At 72.2% G+C, this 16,151-nt stretch carries 14 protein-coding genes; 13 read left to right on the forward strand and 1 reads right to left on the reverse strand.

Translation table 11 applies throughout. The features are described from left to right. Positions 1 to 274 precede the first annotated feature (274 nt). From MRB58_RS06710 to MRB58_RS06745, 8 genes are all read left to right on the forward strand, one after another. On the forward strand, positions 275 to 946 hold the full coding sequence (locus tag MRB58_RS06710; RefSeq protein ID WP_244781915.1) for a precorrin-8X methylmutase: 672 nt from the start codon (positions 275 to 277) through the stop codon (positions 944 to 946). Then, complete coding sequence (gene cbiE, locus MRB58_RS06715) at positions 943 to 2,160, forward strand: precorrin-6y C5,15-methyltransferase (decarboxylating) subunit CbiE (protein WP_244780948.1); 1,218 nt, start codon at positions 943 to 945, stop codon at positions 2,158 to 2,160. The genes MRB58_RS06710 and cbiE overlap by 4 nt, the downstream gene beginning before the upstream one ends. Continuing rightward, entirely contained in the window at positions 2,157 to 4,643 is a 2,487-nt protein-coding gene (gene cobJ, locus MRB58_RS06720) for a precorrin-3B C(17)-methyltransferase (RefSeq protein ID WP_244780949.1), read from the forward strand. The genes cbiE and cobJ overlap by 4 nt, the downstream gene beginning before the upstream one ends. Continuing rightward, positions 4,640 to 5,419 carry a precorrin-4 C(11)-methyltransferase gene (gene cobM, locus MRB58_RS06725; RefSeq protein ID WP_244780950.1) on the forward strand — a complete coding sequence of 260 codons (780 nt, stop codon included), beginning with the start codon at positions 4,640 to 4,642 and terminating at the stop codon, positions 5,417 to 5,419. The genes cobJ and cobM overlap by 4 nt, the downstream gene beginning before the upstream one ends. A 111-nt stretch (positions 5,420 to 5,530) precedes the next feature. Further along, entirely contained in the window at positions 5,531 to 6,628 is a 1,098-nt protein-coding gene (locus tag MRB58_RS06730) for a TRAP transporter substrate-binding protein (RefSeq protein WP_244781916.1), read from the forward strand. A gap of 26 nt (positions 6,629 to 6,654) precedes the next feature. After that, positions 6,655 to 7,230, forward strand: a complete 576-nt coding sequence (locus tag MRB58_RS06735; RefSeq protein ID WP_244780951.1) for a TRAP transporter small permease subunit — start codon at positions 6,655 to 6,657, stop codon at positions 7,228 to 7,230. After that, on the forward strand, positions 7,230 to 8,765 hold the full coding sequence (locus MRB58_RS06740) for a TRAP transporter large permease subunit (RefSeq protein WP_244780952.1): 1,536 nt from the start codon (positions 7,230 to 7,232) through the stop codon (positions 8,763 to 8,765). The genes MRB58_RS06735 and MRB58_RS06740 overlap by 1 nt, the downstream gene beginning before the upstream one ends. Further along, positions 8,765 to 10,054 (forward strand): amidohydrolase family protein, encoded by a 1,290-nt coding sequence (locus MRB58_RS06745; protein WP_244780953.1) that lies wholly within the window; start codon positions 8,765 to 8,767, stop codon positions 10,052 to 10,054. Before MRB58_RS06740 ends, MRB58_RS06745 begins: the two co-directional genes overlap by 1 nt. A 2-nt stretch (positions 10,055 to 10,056) precedes the next feature. On the opposite strand, the gene MRB58_RS06750 is transcribed toward MRB58_RS06745, so the two are convergent. Further along, positions 10,057 to 10,548: a potassium channel family protein gene (locus tag MRB58_RS06750; protein ID WP_244780954.1), complete on the reverse strand. Its 492-nt coding sequence runs from the start codon at positions 10,546 to 10,548 to the stop codon at positions 10,057 to 10,059. Positions 10,549 to 10,712: 164 nt separating this feature from the next. Between MRB58_RS06750 and MRB58_RS06755 the strand changes: the two genes are divergently transcribed. From MRB58_RS06755 to MRB58_RS06775, 5 genes are all read left to right on the forward strand, one after another. Then, entirely contained in the window at positions 10,713 to 11,663 is a 951-nt protein-coding gene (locus tag MRB58_RS06755; RefSeq protein ID WP_371747282.1) for a BMP family protein, read from the forward strand. A gap of 5 nt (positions 11,664 to 11,668) precedes the next feature. After that, entirely contained in the window at positions 11,669 to 13,174 is a 1,506-nt protein-coding gene (locus MRB58_RS06760; protein WP_371747242.1) for an ABC transporter ATP-binding protein, read from the forward strand. 21 nt (positions 13,175 to 13,195) lie between these two features. Next, a complete protein-coding gene (locus MRB58_RS06765) occupies positions 13,196 to 14,245 on the forward strand; it encodes an ABC transporter permease (protein WP_244780956.1) in 1,050 nt (349 codons plus the stop codon). After that, positions 14,242 to 15,186, forward strand: a complete 945-nt coding sequence (locus MRB58_RS06770; RefSeq protein WP_244780957.1) for an ABC transporter permease — start codon at positions 14,242 to 14,244, stop codon at positions 15,184 to 15,186. The genes MRB58_RS06765 and MRB58_RS06770 overlap by 4 nt, the downstream gene beginning before the upstream one ends. 106 nt (positions 15,187 to 15,292) lie before the next feature. Continuing rightward, entirely contained in the window at positions 15,293 to 16,144 is an 852-nt protein-coding gene (locus tag MRB58_RS06775; RefSeq protein WP_244780958.1) for a c-type cytochrome, read from the forward strand. Positions 16,145 to 16,151 lie beyond the last annotated feature (7 nt).

Raw genomic sequence — 16,151 nt, forward strand, 5'->3', positions numbered from 1 at the left:
GGGCGCGTCGGCGCCGGGGGCGTCGGTGGAGACGTGCGGGCTGTGCGGGACGTTCTGCACCGGCGCCTGCCGCGTGCTGACCCCCGTCGACCATCACCACGGCGACACGCACACCCACGCGCCCCGCGACCTCCGTCATGGCCGTCACCACCATCACGATGATCACCACGTCCACGATCACCATGCCCGCGATCACCACCACGACCACCCTCACGACGACGACGGTCATGGTCACGGGCACCATCATCACCCCTACCCGCATGAGGCCCACCCGATGGGTCCCGTCAGCGTGGTGACGGGCGGGCAATATCAGTACGAGCGCGACCCCGAGGCGATCACCGCCCAATCCTTCGCCATCATCCGCGCCGAGGCCGATACCTCGCGCTTCGGCGAAGCGGCGCCGGTGGCCGAACGGATCGCCCACGCGGCGGGCGACGTCGGCGTCCTCGGCGACGTCGTCGTCTCCGGACCGTTGATCGCGGCGACGCAGCGCGCGCTGGCCGCCGGCCGCCCGGTGATCGTCGACACCGAGATGACGCGCTACGCCATCTCGCCGCGGTTCGTGCCCGCCGCGCAGGTCCACTGCCACATCAACGACGCGGCGACGCCGGACGAGGCGCGTGCCGCCGGCACCACCCGCTCGGCGATCGCGATCCGCCGCGCCGCCGGCGACCTCGACGGTGCCGTCGTCGTGATCGGCAATGCGCCGACCGCGCTGTTCGAGCTCCTTGAACTCATCCGCCGCGGCGCGCGGCCGGCCGCGATCTACGGCTTCCCCGTCGGGTTCGTCGGCGCGGCGGAGTCCAAGGCGGCACTGGCGGCGATGGCGCCCGTCCCCTTCGCCACCGTGAAGGGCCGGCGGGGCGGATCTGCGATGGCCGGGGCCGCCGTCAACGCCGCCGCCCACGCCGGGATCGACGCCGGGCCGGCGCTCGTCGGCGCATGACGGCACCCGCCGAGGCCCCGCCTCACGGGGGGCCGGGCGGGGCGGCGCCGTGGCTCACCGTGGTCGGCTGCCTGCCCTCCGGCGCCCTCGCGCCGGGCGCGCCGCCGCAGGTGCTGGAGGCCGAGGCCGTCTTCGGCCCGGCGCGGCTGCTGGATGCGGCCGGCGTCGCGCCGGAGCGCCGCCGCCCGTGGCCGCGCCCCTTCGCCGCCGGGATCGCGGCGCTCCTCACCCACCGCGGCCGCACGACCACCGTGCTGGCGAGCGGCGACCCGCTGCACCATGGCGTCGCCGCCACCCTCCTGCGCGACCTCACGCCCGAGGAGATGACGGTGCACCCCGCCCCGTCCGCCTTCTCGCTCGCCGCCGCGGCGCTGCGCTGGCCGCTGGAGGACGTGGCGCAGATCTCGCTGCACACCGCACCGCCGGAGGACATCCTTCGCACCGCCTCCCCCGGCCGCCGCATCCTCGCCCTCACCCGCGACGGCGACGCGCCGCGCATGATCGCCGCCGCCCTCACCGCCGCGGGCTACGGCGCCAGCGCCTTCGCCGTGCTGGAGGCGCTCGGCGGTCCGGACGCGGCCATCCACCGCACCACCGCCGCCGCGCTGACCGAGCCGGCCCACGCGCTCAACGTCGTCGCCGTCGAGTGCCGCGGCGGCGCCTCCGCGGTGCAGGTCGACAATCTCGCCCACGACGGCTGCGTCACCCGCGACGAGGTGCGCCTGCTGACGCTGGCCGCGCTCCGCCTGCCCCCCGGCGTCACCGGCCACCTCTGGGACGTCGGCGCCGGTAGCGGCGCGGTCGGCATCGACTGGTGTCGCACCGGCGGCACGGCCACGCTCTTCGAGCGGCACGAGGGCCGCCTCGCCGCGATTCGTGCCAACCTCGCCGCCACCGGGACCGCTCGCGCGCACGTCGCCCCCGGTGACGCGCACGCGGCCCTCGCCGGCGCGGCTCGGCCGAGCCACGTCTTCATGGGCGGCGGCCTCGCCGACGACGCGCTGTTCGCGGCGCTGTGGGCAGCACTGCCGCCGGGCGGGGTGTTCGTCTCCAACGCGGTCACCCTGGCGGGGGAGGCGGCGACCCTGCTGCGCCAGGCCGCGCACGGCGGTGCGCTGACGCGCATCGCATTATCCTTTTCGGCCCCGATCGGAGGTCTCATGGCCCTCAAGCCGGCCATGCCGGTCCTGCAATGGCGAGCAGTCAAACGATGAGCGGGACACTTCACGTCGTCGGCGTCGGCCCCGGAGACCCGGAGCTGATCACCCTCAAGGCGGCCCGCATCATCGAGGCGGCCGACATCGTCGCCTACCCGGAAACGACCACCGGCAGCCTGGCCGCGCGCATCGCCGCCGCGCATACCGCGCGCGCCACGCACCTGCCGTTCGTCGTCCCGATGAGCAACGACGGTGCGGCCGAGGCCGCCTACGACGCCGCCGCCGACGCGATCGAGGCCCGCCTCGTGTCCGGCCGCGACGTCGTGCTGCTGTGCGAAGGCGACCCGATGCTCTACGGCAGCGCCGCGTCGATCACGGCCCGTCTCGCCGGCCGCGCGGCGATCGAAATCGTCCCCGGCGTCGCGGCGGCGACGGCCTGCGCGGCGGCCGCCGGCGTCAGCCTCGTGCGGGGCGATGCGCCGCTGACGATCCTCCCCTCCACCGCCGCGCCGGAGGTGCTGCGCCGCGCCCTCGCCTCGCCGGGCGCCGTCGTTCTCTACAAGGTCGGCCGGCACTTCGATTCCGTCGCCGCCCTCATCCGCGCCGCCGGCCGCACCGGGACGCTAGTGATCCGCGCCACCGCGGCCGACCAGCGCGTCGTCCCGCTCGCCGAGGTCGAGGCCGGTCCCAAGCCCTACTTCTCGACCATCCTGCTGCCCGCCGGCGTGCCGGAACGCGCCTGTCCCGCGTCGGACGAGGTCGCCGTCGTCGTCCTCGGCCGCTCCGGCCTCGACACCGCGCGCAAGGCCAAGGACGCGCTTCAGGCCGATGGGCGCGACGTGCGCCTGCACGGCCTCGCCAGTCGCGTCGACGCCGGCGAGGTGGACGAGGCCTTCGCCGGCGTGCAGCACCATATCGCCCACCTCTTCGCAAGCGGCATCGCCGTGGTGGGCGTGTGCGCGGCCGGGATCCTCATCCGCAGCGTGGCCGGCCTCGTCGGCGACAAGGCGGCCGAGCCGGCCGTCCTCGCCCTCGCCGACGACGGCAGCGCCGTGGTGCCGCTGCTGGGCGCCCATCACGGCGGCGCCCGGATCGCCGCGACCCTCGGCACCGCGTTCGGTGTCGCCCCCGCCACCACCTCCCTCTCCGACACGCGCTTCGGCATCGCGCTCGACGACCCGCCCGAGGGCTGGGACATCGCCGACCCCGCCCCGTTCAAGAACCTCGCCATGGCGCTCGCCGCCGGCGAGGGCGTCGCGACCGAGATCCCCTTCCTCGCCGGCCTGCCGCGCGGCCGCCACGTCGTGCGCGCCGCCACGCTGCTCACCGAGGATGCCGACACGGTGCCGACCTACGTGCCGCGTGCCGTGGCGCTGGGCATGGGCTCGGAGCGCGGGGCGGACGCGGAGATCGCCGTCGCCACCGCGATCGAGGTGCTGGCCGAGGCGGGGCTCGACCCGCGTGCCGTCGCCTGCGTCACAAGCCTGGACCTCAAGGCCGACGAGGCGGCGATGCACTCGGTCGCCGACGCGCTGGGCGTGCCCTTCCGGGTCTTCACCCGCGAGGTGCTCGCCGCCGAGGACGCCCGCCTCGCCAACCCGTCCGACGCGGTCCGCGCGGCCGTCGGCATCGGCGGCGTCGCCGAGGCGGCGGCGCTGGCGGCGGCGGGCCCCGCCTCTCGTCTCATCATGCCCAAGGTGGTGCGCGGCGGGCTCACCATGGCGCTCGCCGAGGCACCGCAGCCGATCGGCCCCATCGCCGCCATCGGCCGTGCCCGCGGGCGGCTCACCGTCGTCGGCATCGGCCCGGGCACGCGGCTGTGGCGCACCGGCGACTGCGTGGCCGCCCTCGCCCGCGCGGACGCCTTCGTCGGCTACAGCCTCTACCTCGACATGGTGGAGGACCTGCGCGCCCATCAGACCCGGCACGACTTCCCCCTCGGCGACGAGACCGAGCGCACCCGTTTCGCGCTGGAACTCGCCGCCGAGGGGCGCGACGTGGCGCTGATCTCCTCGGGCGATCCCGGCATCTACGCGATGGCGACGCTGGCGATGGAGCTCCTCGACACCGGCGAGATCTCCGACGCCGCCAGGCGGGTCGACGTCGCGGTGGTACCGGGCGTGTCGGTCGCGCAGGCCGCCGCCGCCCGCGCCGGCGCCCCGCTGGGGCACGACTTCGCGTTCATCTCGCTGTCGGACCTCCTGACGCCGTGGCCGGCCATCGCCCGCCGGCTGATGGCCGCCGCCGCGTCGGACTTCGCCGTCGCCCTCTACAACCCGCGCTCGCGCCGGCGCACGATGCAGCTGGAACGCGCGCTCGAGATCTTCCGCGGCTCGCGCCCGGCGGAGACGCCGGTGATCCTCGCCTCCAGCGTGGGGCGCGACGCCGAGGCGATCCGCGTCACCACCCTCGCCGAGATTGACCCGGAGGACGTCGACATGCTGTCGACCGTCATCATCGGCGCGTCCACCACCCGCCAGTTCACCCGCGGCGACGGCAAGACGCTCGTCTACACCCCCCGCGGCTACGAGGTGTCATGATCCACTTCATCGGCGCCGGCCCCGGCGCCCCGGACCTCATCACGGTCCGCGGCCTGAACCTGATCCGCGCCTGCCCGGTCTGCCTCTTCGCCGGCTCGCTGGTCCCCGAGGCGGTGGTCGCCGAGGCGCCCGAGGGCGCCCGCGTGATCGACACCGCGCCCATGAACCTCGACGAGATCATGGCCGAGATGGAGGCCGCCCACGCCCGCGGCGAGGACGTGGCGCGCGTCCACTCGGGCGACCCGTCGCTCTACGGCGCCATCGGCGAGCAGATCCGCCGTCTGGAGGCGGCCGGCATCCCGTTCGCCATCGTCCCCGGCGTCCCCGCCTTCGCCGCCGCCGCCGCGATCCTGAAGACCGAGCTGACGCTGCCCGACGTGTCGCAGACCGTCATCCTCACCCGCACCGCGATGAAGTCCTCCGCGATGCCCAACGCGGAAGACCTCGCCACCCTCGGCGCTTCCGGCGCGACGCTGGCGATCCACCTCTCCGTGCGCAACATGCGCCACGTCGTGGAAACGCTGACGCCGCATTACGGCGCGGACTGCCCCGTCGCCGTCGTCGTGCGTGCCACCTGGCCCGACGAGGAGGTGATCACCGGCACGCTGGAGACGATCGCCGCCAAGACGCGCGCGGCCAAGATCACCCGCACCGCGCTGATCCTGGTGGGCCGCGTGCTGGACCCCGGCGACTTCACCGATTCGGCGCTCTACGACCCGGCGCACCGGCACATTTTCCGCAATCAGAAGACGCGCCGGCACGAGCCGTCGACCTGAGCCGACGGCGACGAAATCCGCACGGGAGCGGTATGGATCTTGCTGGCGGTCGTGCCACAATGGCCCCCGCCGGCGCCACGACCGGCCGATAAGATTGAGGACGCGATGACGATGCTCACACGCCGCTCAGCCCTGGTCGCAGGTGTCGCCGGCGCGGCTGCCGCCTCCACCCTCGCCGCTCCCGCCATCGCGCAGGACACCATCACCTGGCGCATGGTTACGGCGTGGCCGAAGAACCTCCCCGGCCCCGGCGTCGCCGCGCAGATGCTGGCCGACCGTATCACCGCCCTCTCCGGCGGCCGCCTGAAGGTCGACCTCTACGCCGCGGGCGAGATCGTCCCGGGCAACGGCGTGTTCGACGCGGTGTCGGAGGGGACGGCCGAGATCTACCACGCGGTGCCGGCCTACTGGGGCTCGAAGTCCAAGGGCATCCTCCTCTTCGGCTCGCAGCCGTTCGGCCTCCAGGCGCACGAGCAGTTCGGCTGGCTCGCCCACGGCGGCGGCCAGGCCCTCTACGACGAGATGTACGCCCGCTTCGGTCTCAAGCCCTTCCTGTGCGGCAACTCGGGTCCGCAATGGGCCGGCTGGTTCCGCAACGAGATCACTTCGGTGGACGACCTGAAGGGTCTGCGCTTCCGCACCACCGGCGTCGCCTCGGAGATGGCGGCCAAGCTCGGCATGGCCGCGCAGGCGATGGGCGGGCGCGACATGTTCCAGGCGCTGCAATCGGGTGCGCTGGACGCGGGCGAATTCATCGGCCCGTGGACCGACTCGGCGCTCGGTTTCTACCAGGTGGCCAAGTTCTACTACTATCCCGGCGCCGGCGAGCCCTCCTCGGCCGAGGAGTGCGCGGTCAACCTCGCGGCCTACGAAGCGCTCCCCGACGACCTGAAGCAGGCCGTCGCCTACGCCGCCGAGAGCCTCTACAACCCGGTCTGGACCGAGTATCTCACCAACCACTCCAAGGCGTTGCAGCAGCTCGTCGCCGAGCAGGGCGTGCAGGTGAAGAAACTGCCCGACGACGTGCTCGTCGCCATGGGCGACGCCGCCGGCGAGGTGATCGCCGAGTTCCTGGAGAACGACGACGAGCTGGTGCGCAAGATCACCCAGAGCTTCCTCGACTATCGCGCACTGATGACGAGCTACCAGCCCTACGCCGACGCCGGCCAGTTCCAGGCCCGCGAGCTCGACTACACGTTCCCCGGCTGAAGCCGCGACATGAGGCGGGCGCCCCGATGATCCCGGCCGGCGGGGGCGCCGCACCGCGCCCCCTCCTCACCATCGCCGCCCGGCTCGACCGGGTGAACCGCATCGTCGGCGCCGTCGTCGCCTGGGCGGCGGTGGCGATGGTGCTGGTTCAGTTCGCCGTCGTCGTGGCGCGCCACGTCTTCGGCGTGTCGGACATCGCCGCCAACGAGAGCGTCCTTTATCTGCACGCCGCGCTCTTCATGCTGGGCGCGGGCTACGCCTACCTCGTCGACGCCCACGTGCGGGTCGACATTTTCTACGCCAAACTCCCCCGCCGCGGCCGCGCGGCGGTCGACATCGCCGGCTCGCTGGTCTTCCTCTTCCCCGCTCTCGGGCTGCTCCTCTACTGGACGTGGCCGACGGTGCGCCGCTCGTGGGCGATCTTGGAGGGACCGATCTCGGTCGGCGGCATCCCGGCCTCGTTCCTGCTCAAGTCGCTGATCCCGGCGTTCTGCGTCCTCCTCGCGATCCAGGGCGTGGCCCGCCTCCTGCGGGACATCGCCGCCCTTTCCGCCCCCGCCGAGGCACCGGCGCCGGCCCCGCCCCCGCTCGCGGGTCCCTGATGCTCGATATCCTGATGTTCGCCGGCCTGGTGGTCGGCATCCTGTCCGGTTTCCCCGCCGCCTTCGCCATCGCCGGCACGGCGATGCTGTTCGCGCTCGTCGGCGCCGCGACGGGCGAGTTCGACCTGTCGTTCCTCGGGGCGCTGGGGCAACGGATCTACGGCATCCTCGTCAACCCGGTGCTGATCGCGATCCCGCTCTTCGTCTTCATGGGCGTGGTGCTGGAGAAGTCGCGCATCGCCGAGGAGCTGCTGACCGCGATGGGCCGCGCGTTCGGCCGCATGCCGGGCGGGCTCGGCATCTCGGTGGTGCTGGTCGGCGCGCTGTTGGCGGCCTCCACCGGGATCGTCGGCGCGACCGTGGTGGCGATGGGGCTCATCGCGCTGCCGGCGATGATGAAGGCCGGCTACTCCGCCTCGCTGGGTGCCGGTATCGTCGCAACGTCCGGCACGCTGGGGCAGATCATCCCGCCGTCGACGCTGCTCATCATCCTGTCGGACGTGATGAGCAACGCCTACCAGCAGGCCCAGTTCGACGCCGGCAAGTTCACCATCGACACCATCTCCGTCGGCGAGACGTTCGCGGCGGCGCTACTGCCGGGCCTGGCGCTGGTCGCGATCTACATCGCCTATCTTCTCGTGCGCGCGCTGATCCGCCCGGCCGACGTGCCGCCGCTGACCGACGGCGGTCGCGTCTCGCGCGGCGAGCTGGCGCGCGTGGTCGCCCCGCCGATCGCGCTGATCCTGGCGGTGCTGGGCTCGATCCTGGGCGGCGTCGCGACCCCGTCGGAAGCGGCGGCGGTGGGGGCCGTCGGCGCGGTGCTGATGGCGGGCGCGCGGCTCGGCGGCGGGCGGGTGATCACCGTGGGCGCGGTGGCGCTCGGCGCACTCGCGGTGCTCGCCGCCGCGCGCCCGATCCGCCTCCAACGCTCCGACACGGACGCCATGGACCTCACGGTCGCCGCCGTCGCCACCGTGCTGCTGGCGATCGGCCTCGCCGCGCTCGGCCTCGCCCTGTGGCGGCTCCTGCGCCGCGGCACGCTGCGGGAGGTCGCGGGCTCGACCATGACGGTGACGGCGATGATCTTCGCCACCATCATCACCGCGTCGATGTTCAGCCTCGTCTTCGTCGGCCTCGGCGGGGAGACGCGGGTCGAGCACATTCTGGAATCGATGCCGGGCGGCGCCACCGGGGCGCTGCTCTTCGCCATGGGGCTGATCTTCGTGCTCGGCTTCTTCCTCGATTTCGTGGAGATCAGCGTCATCCTGCTGCCGCTGGTCGTCCCCGCGCTCATCACCATGGGCCACGATCCGACGTGGCTCGCGGTGCTGATCGCGATCAACCTCCAGACCTCGTTCCTGACGCCGCCGTTCGGCTTCTCGCTCTTCTACCTCCGCGGCGCCGCGCCGCCGGAAGTCTCGACCGCCGCCATCTATCGCGGCGTCGCGCCGTTCATCCTGCTGCAGGGGGCGGGCGTCGCGCTCGTCTGGTTCCTGCCGCAGCTCGCCACCTTCCTGCCGGGCCTCTTCTACTGATGTTCGATCTCCTCGCCACCAACGCCACCCTCCCCGACGGCCGCACCGCCGACATCGCCGTGAAGGACGGGACGATCGCCGCCGTCGAGCCCGGCATCACCGCCGCGGCCGGGGAGACGATCGATGCCACCGGCTGCCTCGTCAGCCCGCCCTTCGTCGACCCGCACTTCCACATGGACGCCACGCTGTCGCTCGGCATCCCGCGCCTCAATCGCTCCGGCACCCTCTTGGAGGGCATCGCGCTGTGGGGCGAGCTGAAGCCGACGCTGACGGTGGAGGCGATCGTCGAGCGGGCGCTGCGCTACTGCGACCTCGCCGTCGCGCAAGGGATCGGCGCCATCCGCACCCATGCCGACATCTCCGAGCCGCGCCTAGTCACCGTGGAGGCGCTGCTCGAGGTGAAGGCGCGGATCGCCGACTATATCGACCTCCAGATCGTCGCCTTCCCGCAGGACGGCTACTTCCGCGCGCCGGGCGGCGAGGCGGCGATGGCCCGCGCGATCGACATGGGCGTCGACGTCGTCGGCGGCATCCCGCACTTCGAGCGGACGATGGCGGACGGGGCACGCTCGGTGGAAGCGCTGTGCCGGATCGCCGCCGACAAGGGCCTCCCGGTCGACATGCACTGCGACGAGACCGACGACCCGCACTCGCGCCATGTCGAGACGCTCGCGGCGGAGACGGTGCGCTTCGGCCTGCACGGGCGCGTCGCCGGCTCGCACCTCGCCTCCATGCATTCAATGGACGACTACTACGTCTCCAAGCTGATTCCGCTGATGGCGGAGGCGGAGCTGCACGCGATCCCCAATCCGCTCATCAACATCACCCTGCAGGGCCGGCACGACGGCTACCCCAAGCGGCGGGGCATGACGCGGGTTCCGGAGCTGATGGCGGCGGGCCTCAACGTCGCCTTCGGCGGAGACTGCGTGATGGACCCGTGGTACTCGCTCGGAAACGCCGACATGCTGGAGGTCGCGCACATGGCCGTGCACGTCGCGCAGATGACCTCGCCGGCGGCGATGCGTCAGGCCTTCGACGCTGTGACGGTGAACCCCGCGCGCGCCATGGGCCTCGACGGCTATGGTCTGGCGCCGGGCGCCAAGGCCGACTTCGTCGTGTTGCAGGCCCGCGACCCGGTGGAGGCGATCCGCCTCAAGGCGACACGCCTCGCGGTGGTGCGCCGCGGCGAGGTGATCGCCCGCACCGCCCCACGGGTGGCGACCCTCGCGCTGAAGGACCGCCCCGCGACGGTCGACCCCGCCGCCTACGCCCCTCCGCTCGACAGCTGATCTCAGCGGCGGGCGCGCAAGCTGAGGAACTTGTTGACCGACAGGCCCACCAGAAGCGGCCCGTAGAGGAGCCCGAACAGCGCCTCCAGCGACGTGAACAGCCGGACGCCCGGACACGGCACGAAGTCGCCATAGCCGAGCGTCGTGAAGGTGGTGGCGGAAAAGTAGACGTACTCCATCCAGTGCGTCGCGACCGTGTCGTCATGTTGGATGCCGGACCCGGCGTAGACGTTGGCGAAGCCGAGAATGATCGTCACGATCGAGAGCAGAGACACGATCAGGCCGGACTGATGGTTGTTCGATCGCTCGGTGATGATGGCGATCGGGATCAGCAGCACCGCGACGATCAACGGCGCGAACCCCAACCAGACCGCGCCGTCGAACGGCTGGCACGCCGCCGGCAGCGTCATGCGCGTGAGATCGTAGATCGGTTTGACGACACTGAGGAGGACGGCCAGCACGTAAAGTGCGAGCCTGAGGAATGAATTGCGCATGGTCCGCAGCCTCTATCACCTCGGATCGGCATTTCGAACAGGTGCGTCGGGCTCGGCCGTTGACAGCGAAGTAGGCAGGCCGCAATCCTGCCGCAAAGCAAGGCAACGAGAGCGGACAGAGGATCGGCATGACAAAGCTTACCGTCGGGCGTCGTCAATTCTTGATGGGGAGCGCGGCCGTCGGCGCCGGTTTGATCCTGCCCGCCCGGCTGCGGGCGCAGGAGGTGCTGAAGGTCGCCGGCATCCACGCCTCGCCGGTGGAGAACGCCTGGAACTCCCGCCTCCACAAGGCGATGGTGGACGCTGCGGAAGAGGGCGTCATCGAATATGTCTTCTCCGAAGGCGTCTCGGCGACCGACTACCCGCGCGCCATGCGCGAATATGCCGACCAGGGGGCCGACCTCATCGTCGGCGAGGCCTACGCGGTCGAGCGTGAGGCGCGCCAGGTCGCGCAGGATTACCCGGACACCGCCTTCCTGATGGGCTCCTCCGGCGAGGAGGCCGGCGACAACTTCGGCGTCTTCGGCACCTGGAACCACGAGGGGGCCTATCTCGCCGGCATGCTGGCCGCTCCGCTCAGCGAGACCGGCGTCTTCGGCGCGGTCGGAGCGATCCCGATCCCGGAGGTCAACATGCTGATCAACGGCTTCCGCGAGGGCGTCAACGCCGTGCGGCCGGACGCCAAGCACCTCGTCGGCTTCATCGGCACCTTCTTCGACCCGCCGAAGGCGCGCGAGGCGGGGCTGGCGCAGATCGACGCCGGGGCCGACATCCTCTTCGGCGAGCGCATCGGCACCGCGGACGCCGCCAAGGAGCGCGGCATCAAGGCCGTCGGCTCGCTGATCGACTATTCCGACCGCTATCCCGACACCGTCTTCGCCAACGCGATGTGGTACTTCCGCCCGCTGCTCGACGCGGCGATGGAGGACGTGAAGGCCGGCAACCCGACCGCCCGCAACTACACGCCCTACGCGCTGATGATCCACGGCGGCAACGACGTGACGTTCGTGGAATCGATGGTGAAGCCGGAATCCATCGGGCCGATGGAGGAGCGGCGTGCGGCCATCCGGGCCGGCGACTTCGAGGTCCCGATCGACTTCTCCGAGCCGACCTGACACCGGTGCCGACCGTGCTGCGGCTCGAAGCGATCACCAAGCGCTTCGGGTCCTTCCTCGCCAACGACGGCATCACCATCGAGCTGAAGCGCGGCGAGATCGTCGCGCTCCTGGGCGAGAACGGGGCCGGCAAGACGACGCTGATGAACATCCTCTTCGGTCACTACGTGGCCGACGAGGGGCGCGTGCTGGTCGACGGCGAGCCGCTGCCGCCGGGCCGGCCGGGCGCGGCGATCGCCGCCGGCGTCGGCATGGTGCACCAGCACTTCGCGCTCGCCGCCAACCTGACGGTGCTGGAGAATGTCACCGCCGGGACCGAGCGGCTGACCTCACTCTGGCGCCGCCGCAAGGCCGCCCGCGCGAAGCTCGCGAGCCTCGCCGCGCGCTTCGGCCTCGCGGTCGACCCCGATGCGCGGGTGGGCGACCTTTCGGTGGGCGAGCGCCAGCGCGTCGAGATCCTGAAGGCGCTCTACAACGACGCGCGCATCCTCATCCTCGACGAGCCGACCGCGGTGCTGACCGCGCCGGAGGCCGAGACGCTGTTCGCCACGCTCAGGACGATGGCGCGGGAGGGCCTGTCGCTCATCTTCATCTCCCACAAGCTGGGCGAGGTGATGAGCGCGGCGGACCGCATCGTGGTGCTGCGCCGCGGGCAGATCGTCGCCGAGCGCACCCCCGCCGCGACCACGCGCGAGGAGCTGGCCGAGCTGATGGTCGGCCGCCGCGTCGCCCGCCCCCGCCGCACAGAGGCGCACGTCGGCGAGGTGGTGCTGCATGCGGCGGGCGTCGACGTGGTGGACGGCGGCCGCAAGCGCCTCGGCGAACTATCGTTCGAGGTCCGCTCGGGCGAGACGCTCGCCATCGTCGGCGTCTCGGGCAACGGGCAGTCGGCGCTGGGGGCGCTGGTCTCGGGCCTCCTGCGGCCCGCGCGCGGCACGCTCGCCGTACTGGGCGAACCCGTCGCCGACCCGCGCACGCTGGTGGGGCGCGGGGTCGGCCGCATCCCGGAGGACCGGCACGCCGAGGGAGCGGTGGGCGAACTCACCGTGTGGGAGAACGTCATCCTGGAGCGGGTGCGCGACCCCGACTATGCGGCGCGCGGCATCATCCGCCGCGGCACCGCCAAGGCGCACGCGGAGGAGGTGGTCGCGAAATTCGACGTCCGGGGCGGCGGCGCGGGCCGGCGTGCGGCGCTGTTGTCGGGCGGCAACCTGCAAAAGCTGATCCTCGGCCGCAACCTCGTCGCCGGGCCGCGGCTGCTCATCGCCGCGCAGCCCACCCGCGGGCTCGACGAGGGCGCCATCGCCGAGGTGCACCGCGCCATCCTGGAGGCGCGCGACGCCGGCGCCGGGGTGCTCCTCATCTCGGAGGATCTGGACGAGGTGCTGGGGCTCGCAGACCGCGTGCAGGCGATCGTCGGCGGCCGCCTCTCCCCGCCCGAGGGGGCCGACGCGCTGGACTCGCGCCGCCTCGGCCTGATGATGGCCGGCGAATGGCGCGACGCCGCCTGATGCGACGAGAGGGTTTCCCCGATGCGGCTTGAGCGGCGCGAGACCCAATCGCGCCTGATGATGCTGACCGCCCCGCTGGTGGCGATCCTGGTGGCGCTGATGCTGGCGGGCGGGCTGATCGCCCTGTCCGGCGCCTCGGTCCCGGAGGCGTTCCGGCGTATCGCCGTCGGCGCGTTCGGCTCGCGCCTCGCCATCACCGAGACGCTGACGCGCGCCACGCCGCTGATCTTCACCGGCCTCGCGGTCGCGGTCGCGTTCCGCGCGCGGGTCTGGAACATCGGCGCGGAGGGGCAGCTCTATCTCGGCGCCGTCGCCGCCGTGGCGGTCGGGGCGACCAACCCGCTCGGCCTGCCGCCGCTGCTCCTGGTGCCGGTGGTGGCACTGGCCGGCGCGGCGGCGGGCGCGGCGCTGCTTCTGGTGCCGGTCGCGCTGCGGATCCGCTTCGCCGTCGACGAGGTGGTGACGACCCTCCTTCTCAACTTCGTGGTGCTGCTCTTCGTCTCGATGATGATCGAAGGGCCGATGAAGGACCCGCTGGCGTTCGGCTGGCCCGCTTCCGTCCCGGTGGTCGACGCGGCGACGCTGCCCGGCCTCGTCGAGCGCTCGCGCCTCCATGCCGGCCTCATCCTCGCCGTGGTCGTGGCGTGCGTCGTCCAGTTCGTCATGTCGCGCACGGTCTTCGGGCTGGAGGCGCGGGCGACCGGGCACAACCCGGCGGCGGCGCGGTTCGCCGGGGTCTCGGTGGGTGCCACGCTCCTCAAGGTGGCGGCGCTGTCGGGCGGGCTCGCGGGGCTCGCCGGGGCGGTCGAGGTGATGGGCGTCAAAGGCTACGTCACCACCGACCTGTCGCCCGGCTTCGGCTACGCGGGGATCATCGTCGCGATGCTCGCCAACCTCTCCCCCGTCGGGGTCGTGGCCGCGGCGGTCTTCTCCGCGGCGATCTTCGTCGGCGCCGACTCCATGGGCCGGGCGATGAGCGTGCCGAGCTTCATCGCCGACGTCACCGTCGCGCTGGCGCTGCTGACGATGCTCGTCGCCCTCCTCCTCACCACCTACAGGATCCGCCGATGAGCGTGATGCTCGACGTTTTCGCCTCGGCGGGCCTGTGGGAGGCGGTGCTGCGCATCGCGACGCCGCTGATCTTCGGCACGCTGGGCGCGCTCCTGTGCGAGCGGGCGGGCGTCCTCAACCTGGGCATCGAGGGCATCATGACCTTCGGTGCGATGATCGCGTGGCTGACCGTCTTCGGCGGGGCCAACCTGTGGGTCGGGCTGCTGGCGGCGGCGGCGTGCGGCGCCCTCTTCGGCCTGCTCCACGCGGGGATGACGGTGCCGCTCGGCCTGTCGCAACACGTGACGGGGCTCGGCATCACGCTGCTGGCGTCCTCGCTCGCCTACTACCTCTTCCGCCTCGCCGTCCCGGTACAGGGGACGCCGCCCACCATCGAGGCGTTCCAGCCGGTGGGCTGGGCATGGCTGGAGGCGATCCCGGTCGTCGGCCCGCTGCTGGCCGCGCAGACCCCGCCGACCTTCCTGGCGCTGGCGCTGGTGCCGCTCCTCGCATTCGTCCTCGCCGCGACGCCGCTGGGCCTCGCCATCCGGATGACTGGCGAGAACCCGCACGCCGCCGAGGCGCAGGGGATCGACCCGATCGCGACTCGCATCGGCACCGTGGTCGCCGGCAGCGCGTTGATGGCGCTCGGCGGCGCGTTCCTCACCCTCTCGGCGTTCAACAGCTTCTTCCCGACGATGGTGCAGGGGCGAGGCTGGGTGTCGATCGCGCTGGTCGTCTTTGCCATGTGGCGGCCGTGGCGGGCGCTCTTGGGTGCGCTCCTGTTCGCACTGTTCGACGCCTACCAGCTCCGCCTGCAGGCCCAGCTCGGCAAGGAGGTGCCCTACCAGCTCTTCCTGATGATGCCGTACATCCTCTCGATCGCCGCGCTGGTGGTGATGGCGCGCCGGGCCCGCGTGCCCCAGGCGCTGATGCAGCCCTACCGCCGCGGCGAGCGCTGATCCGTCCCCGCGGCAAACCCCGCCGGCCTCGGCGCATCACGAACTGTTTTCATTGCAAGTGTGTCTGCCGTGATAAGTTGAGGAATCGACTCTCTTGGACGCGTCTATGCGCAATATTCTTTCGCGAACCGGTGCGGCGATCGCTCTCGTCTTGGCCGCATCTTTCCCCGCGACGGCCGACGACGATCTCGTCGCGCGCGGGGCTTACCTCGTCGACACCGTGATGGCATGCGGCAACTGCCATACGCCGATGGGGCCGAACGGGCCGGACCTCGGCCGGCATCTCTCCGGCGGCCTCCATTTCGACACGCCGTACTTCACCGTGACCGCATCGAACCTGACCTCGCACGAGACCGGCCTCGGCACCTGGTCCGACGACGAGATCAAGCGTGCGATCGCCACCGGCCACCGGCCCGACGGCAGCGCATTGGCGCCGATCATGCCGACCAGCTTCTACCACGTGCTCACGCCCCGCGACCTCGACGCCGTGGTCGCCTACCTGCGCACCGTGCCGCCGGTCGACAATGCCGTGCCCGTGCCGCGCTACGAGGGGCCGCCGCCGCCGGCTTTCCCCGGCGCCGAGTCGCCGATCCTGGAGGACGAGCAGGATGCCGACCCGCTGCGCAAGGGCTTCTACCTCGTCACCATCGCGCACTGCATGGAGTGCCACACCAAGATCAACGAAGGGGGCGGGCGCGGGACGATGGGCGCGGGCGGCATGGAGCTGCCGGGGCCGTGGGGCGTCGCCGTTTCGGCCAACATCACCTCGCATCCCGAAGCCGGCATCGGCGAATGGAGCGACGAGGAGATCATCCGCGCCATCACCACCGGCGTATCGCGCGACGAGCGGCCGTTGTCGCCGCCGATGGGCTACCGCTACTATGCCGGGATCGCGCCGGACGACCTCGCCGCGATGGTCGCCTATCTTCGCACCGTGCCGGCCGCCGACGCGCCCTGAGGCCCCC

The organism is Acuticoccus sp. I52.16.1, assembly GCF_022865125.1.
GTDB lineage: Bacteria > Pseudomonadota > Alphaproteobacteria > Rhizobiales > Amorphaceae > Acuticoccus.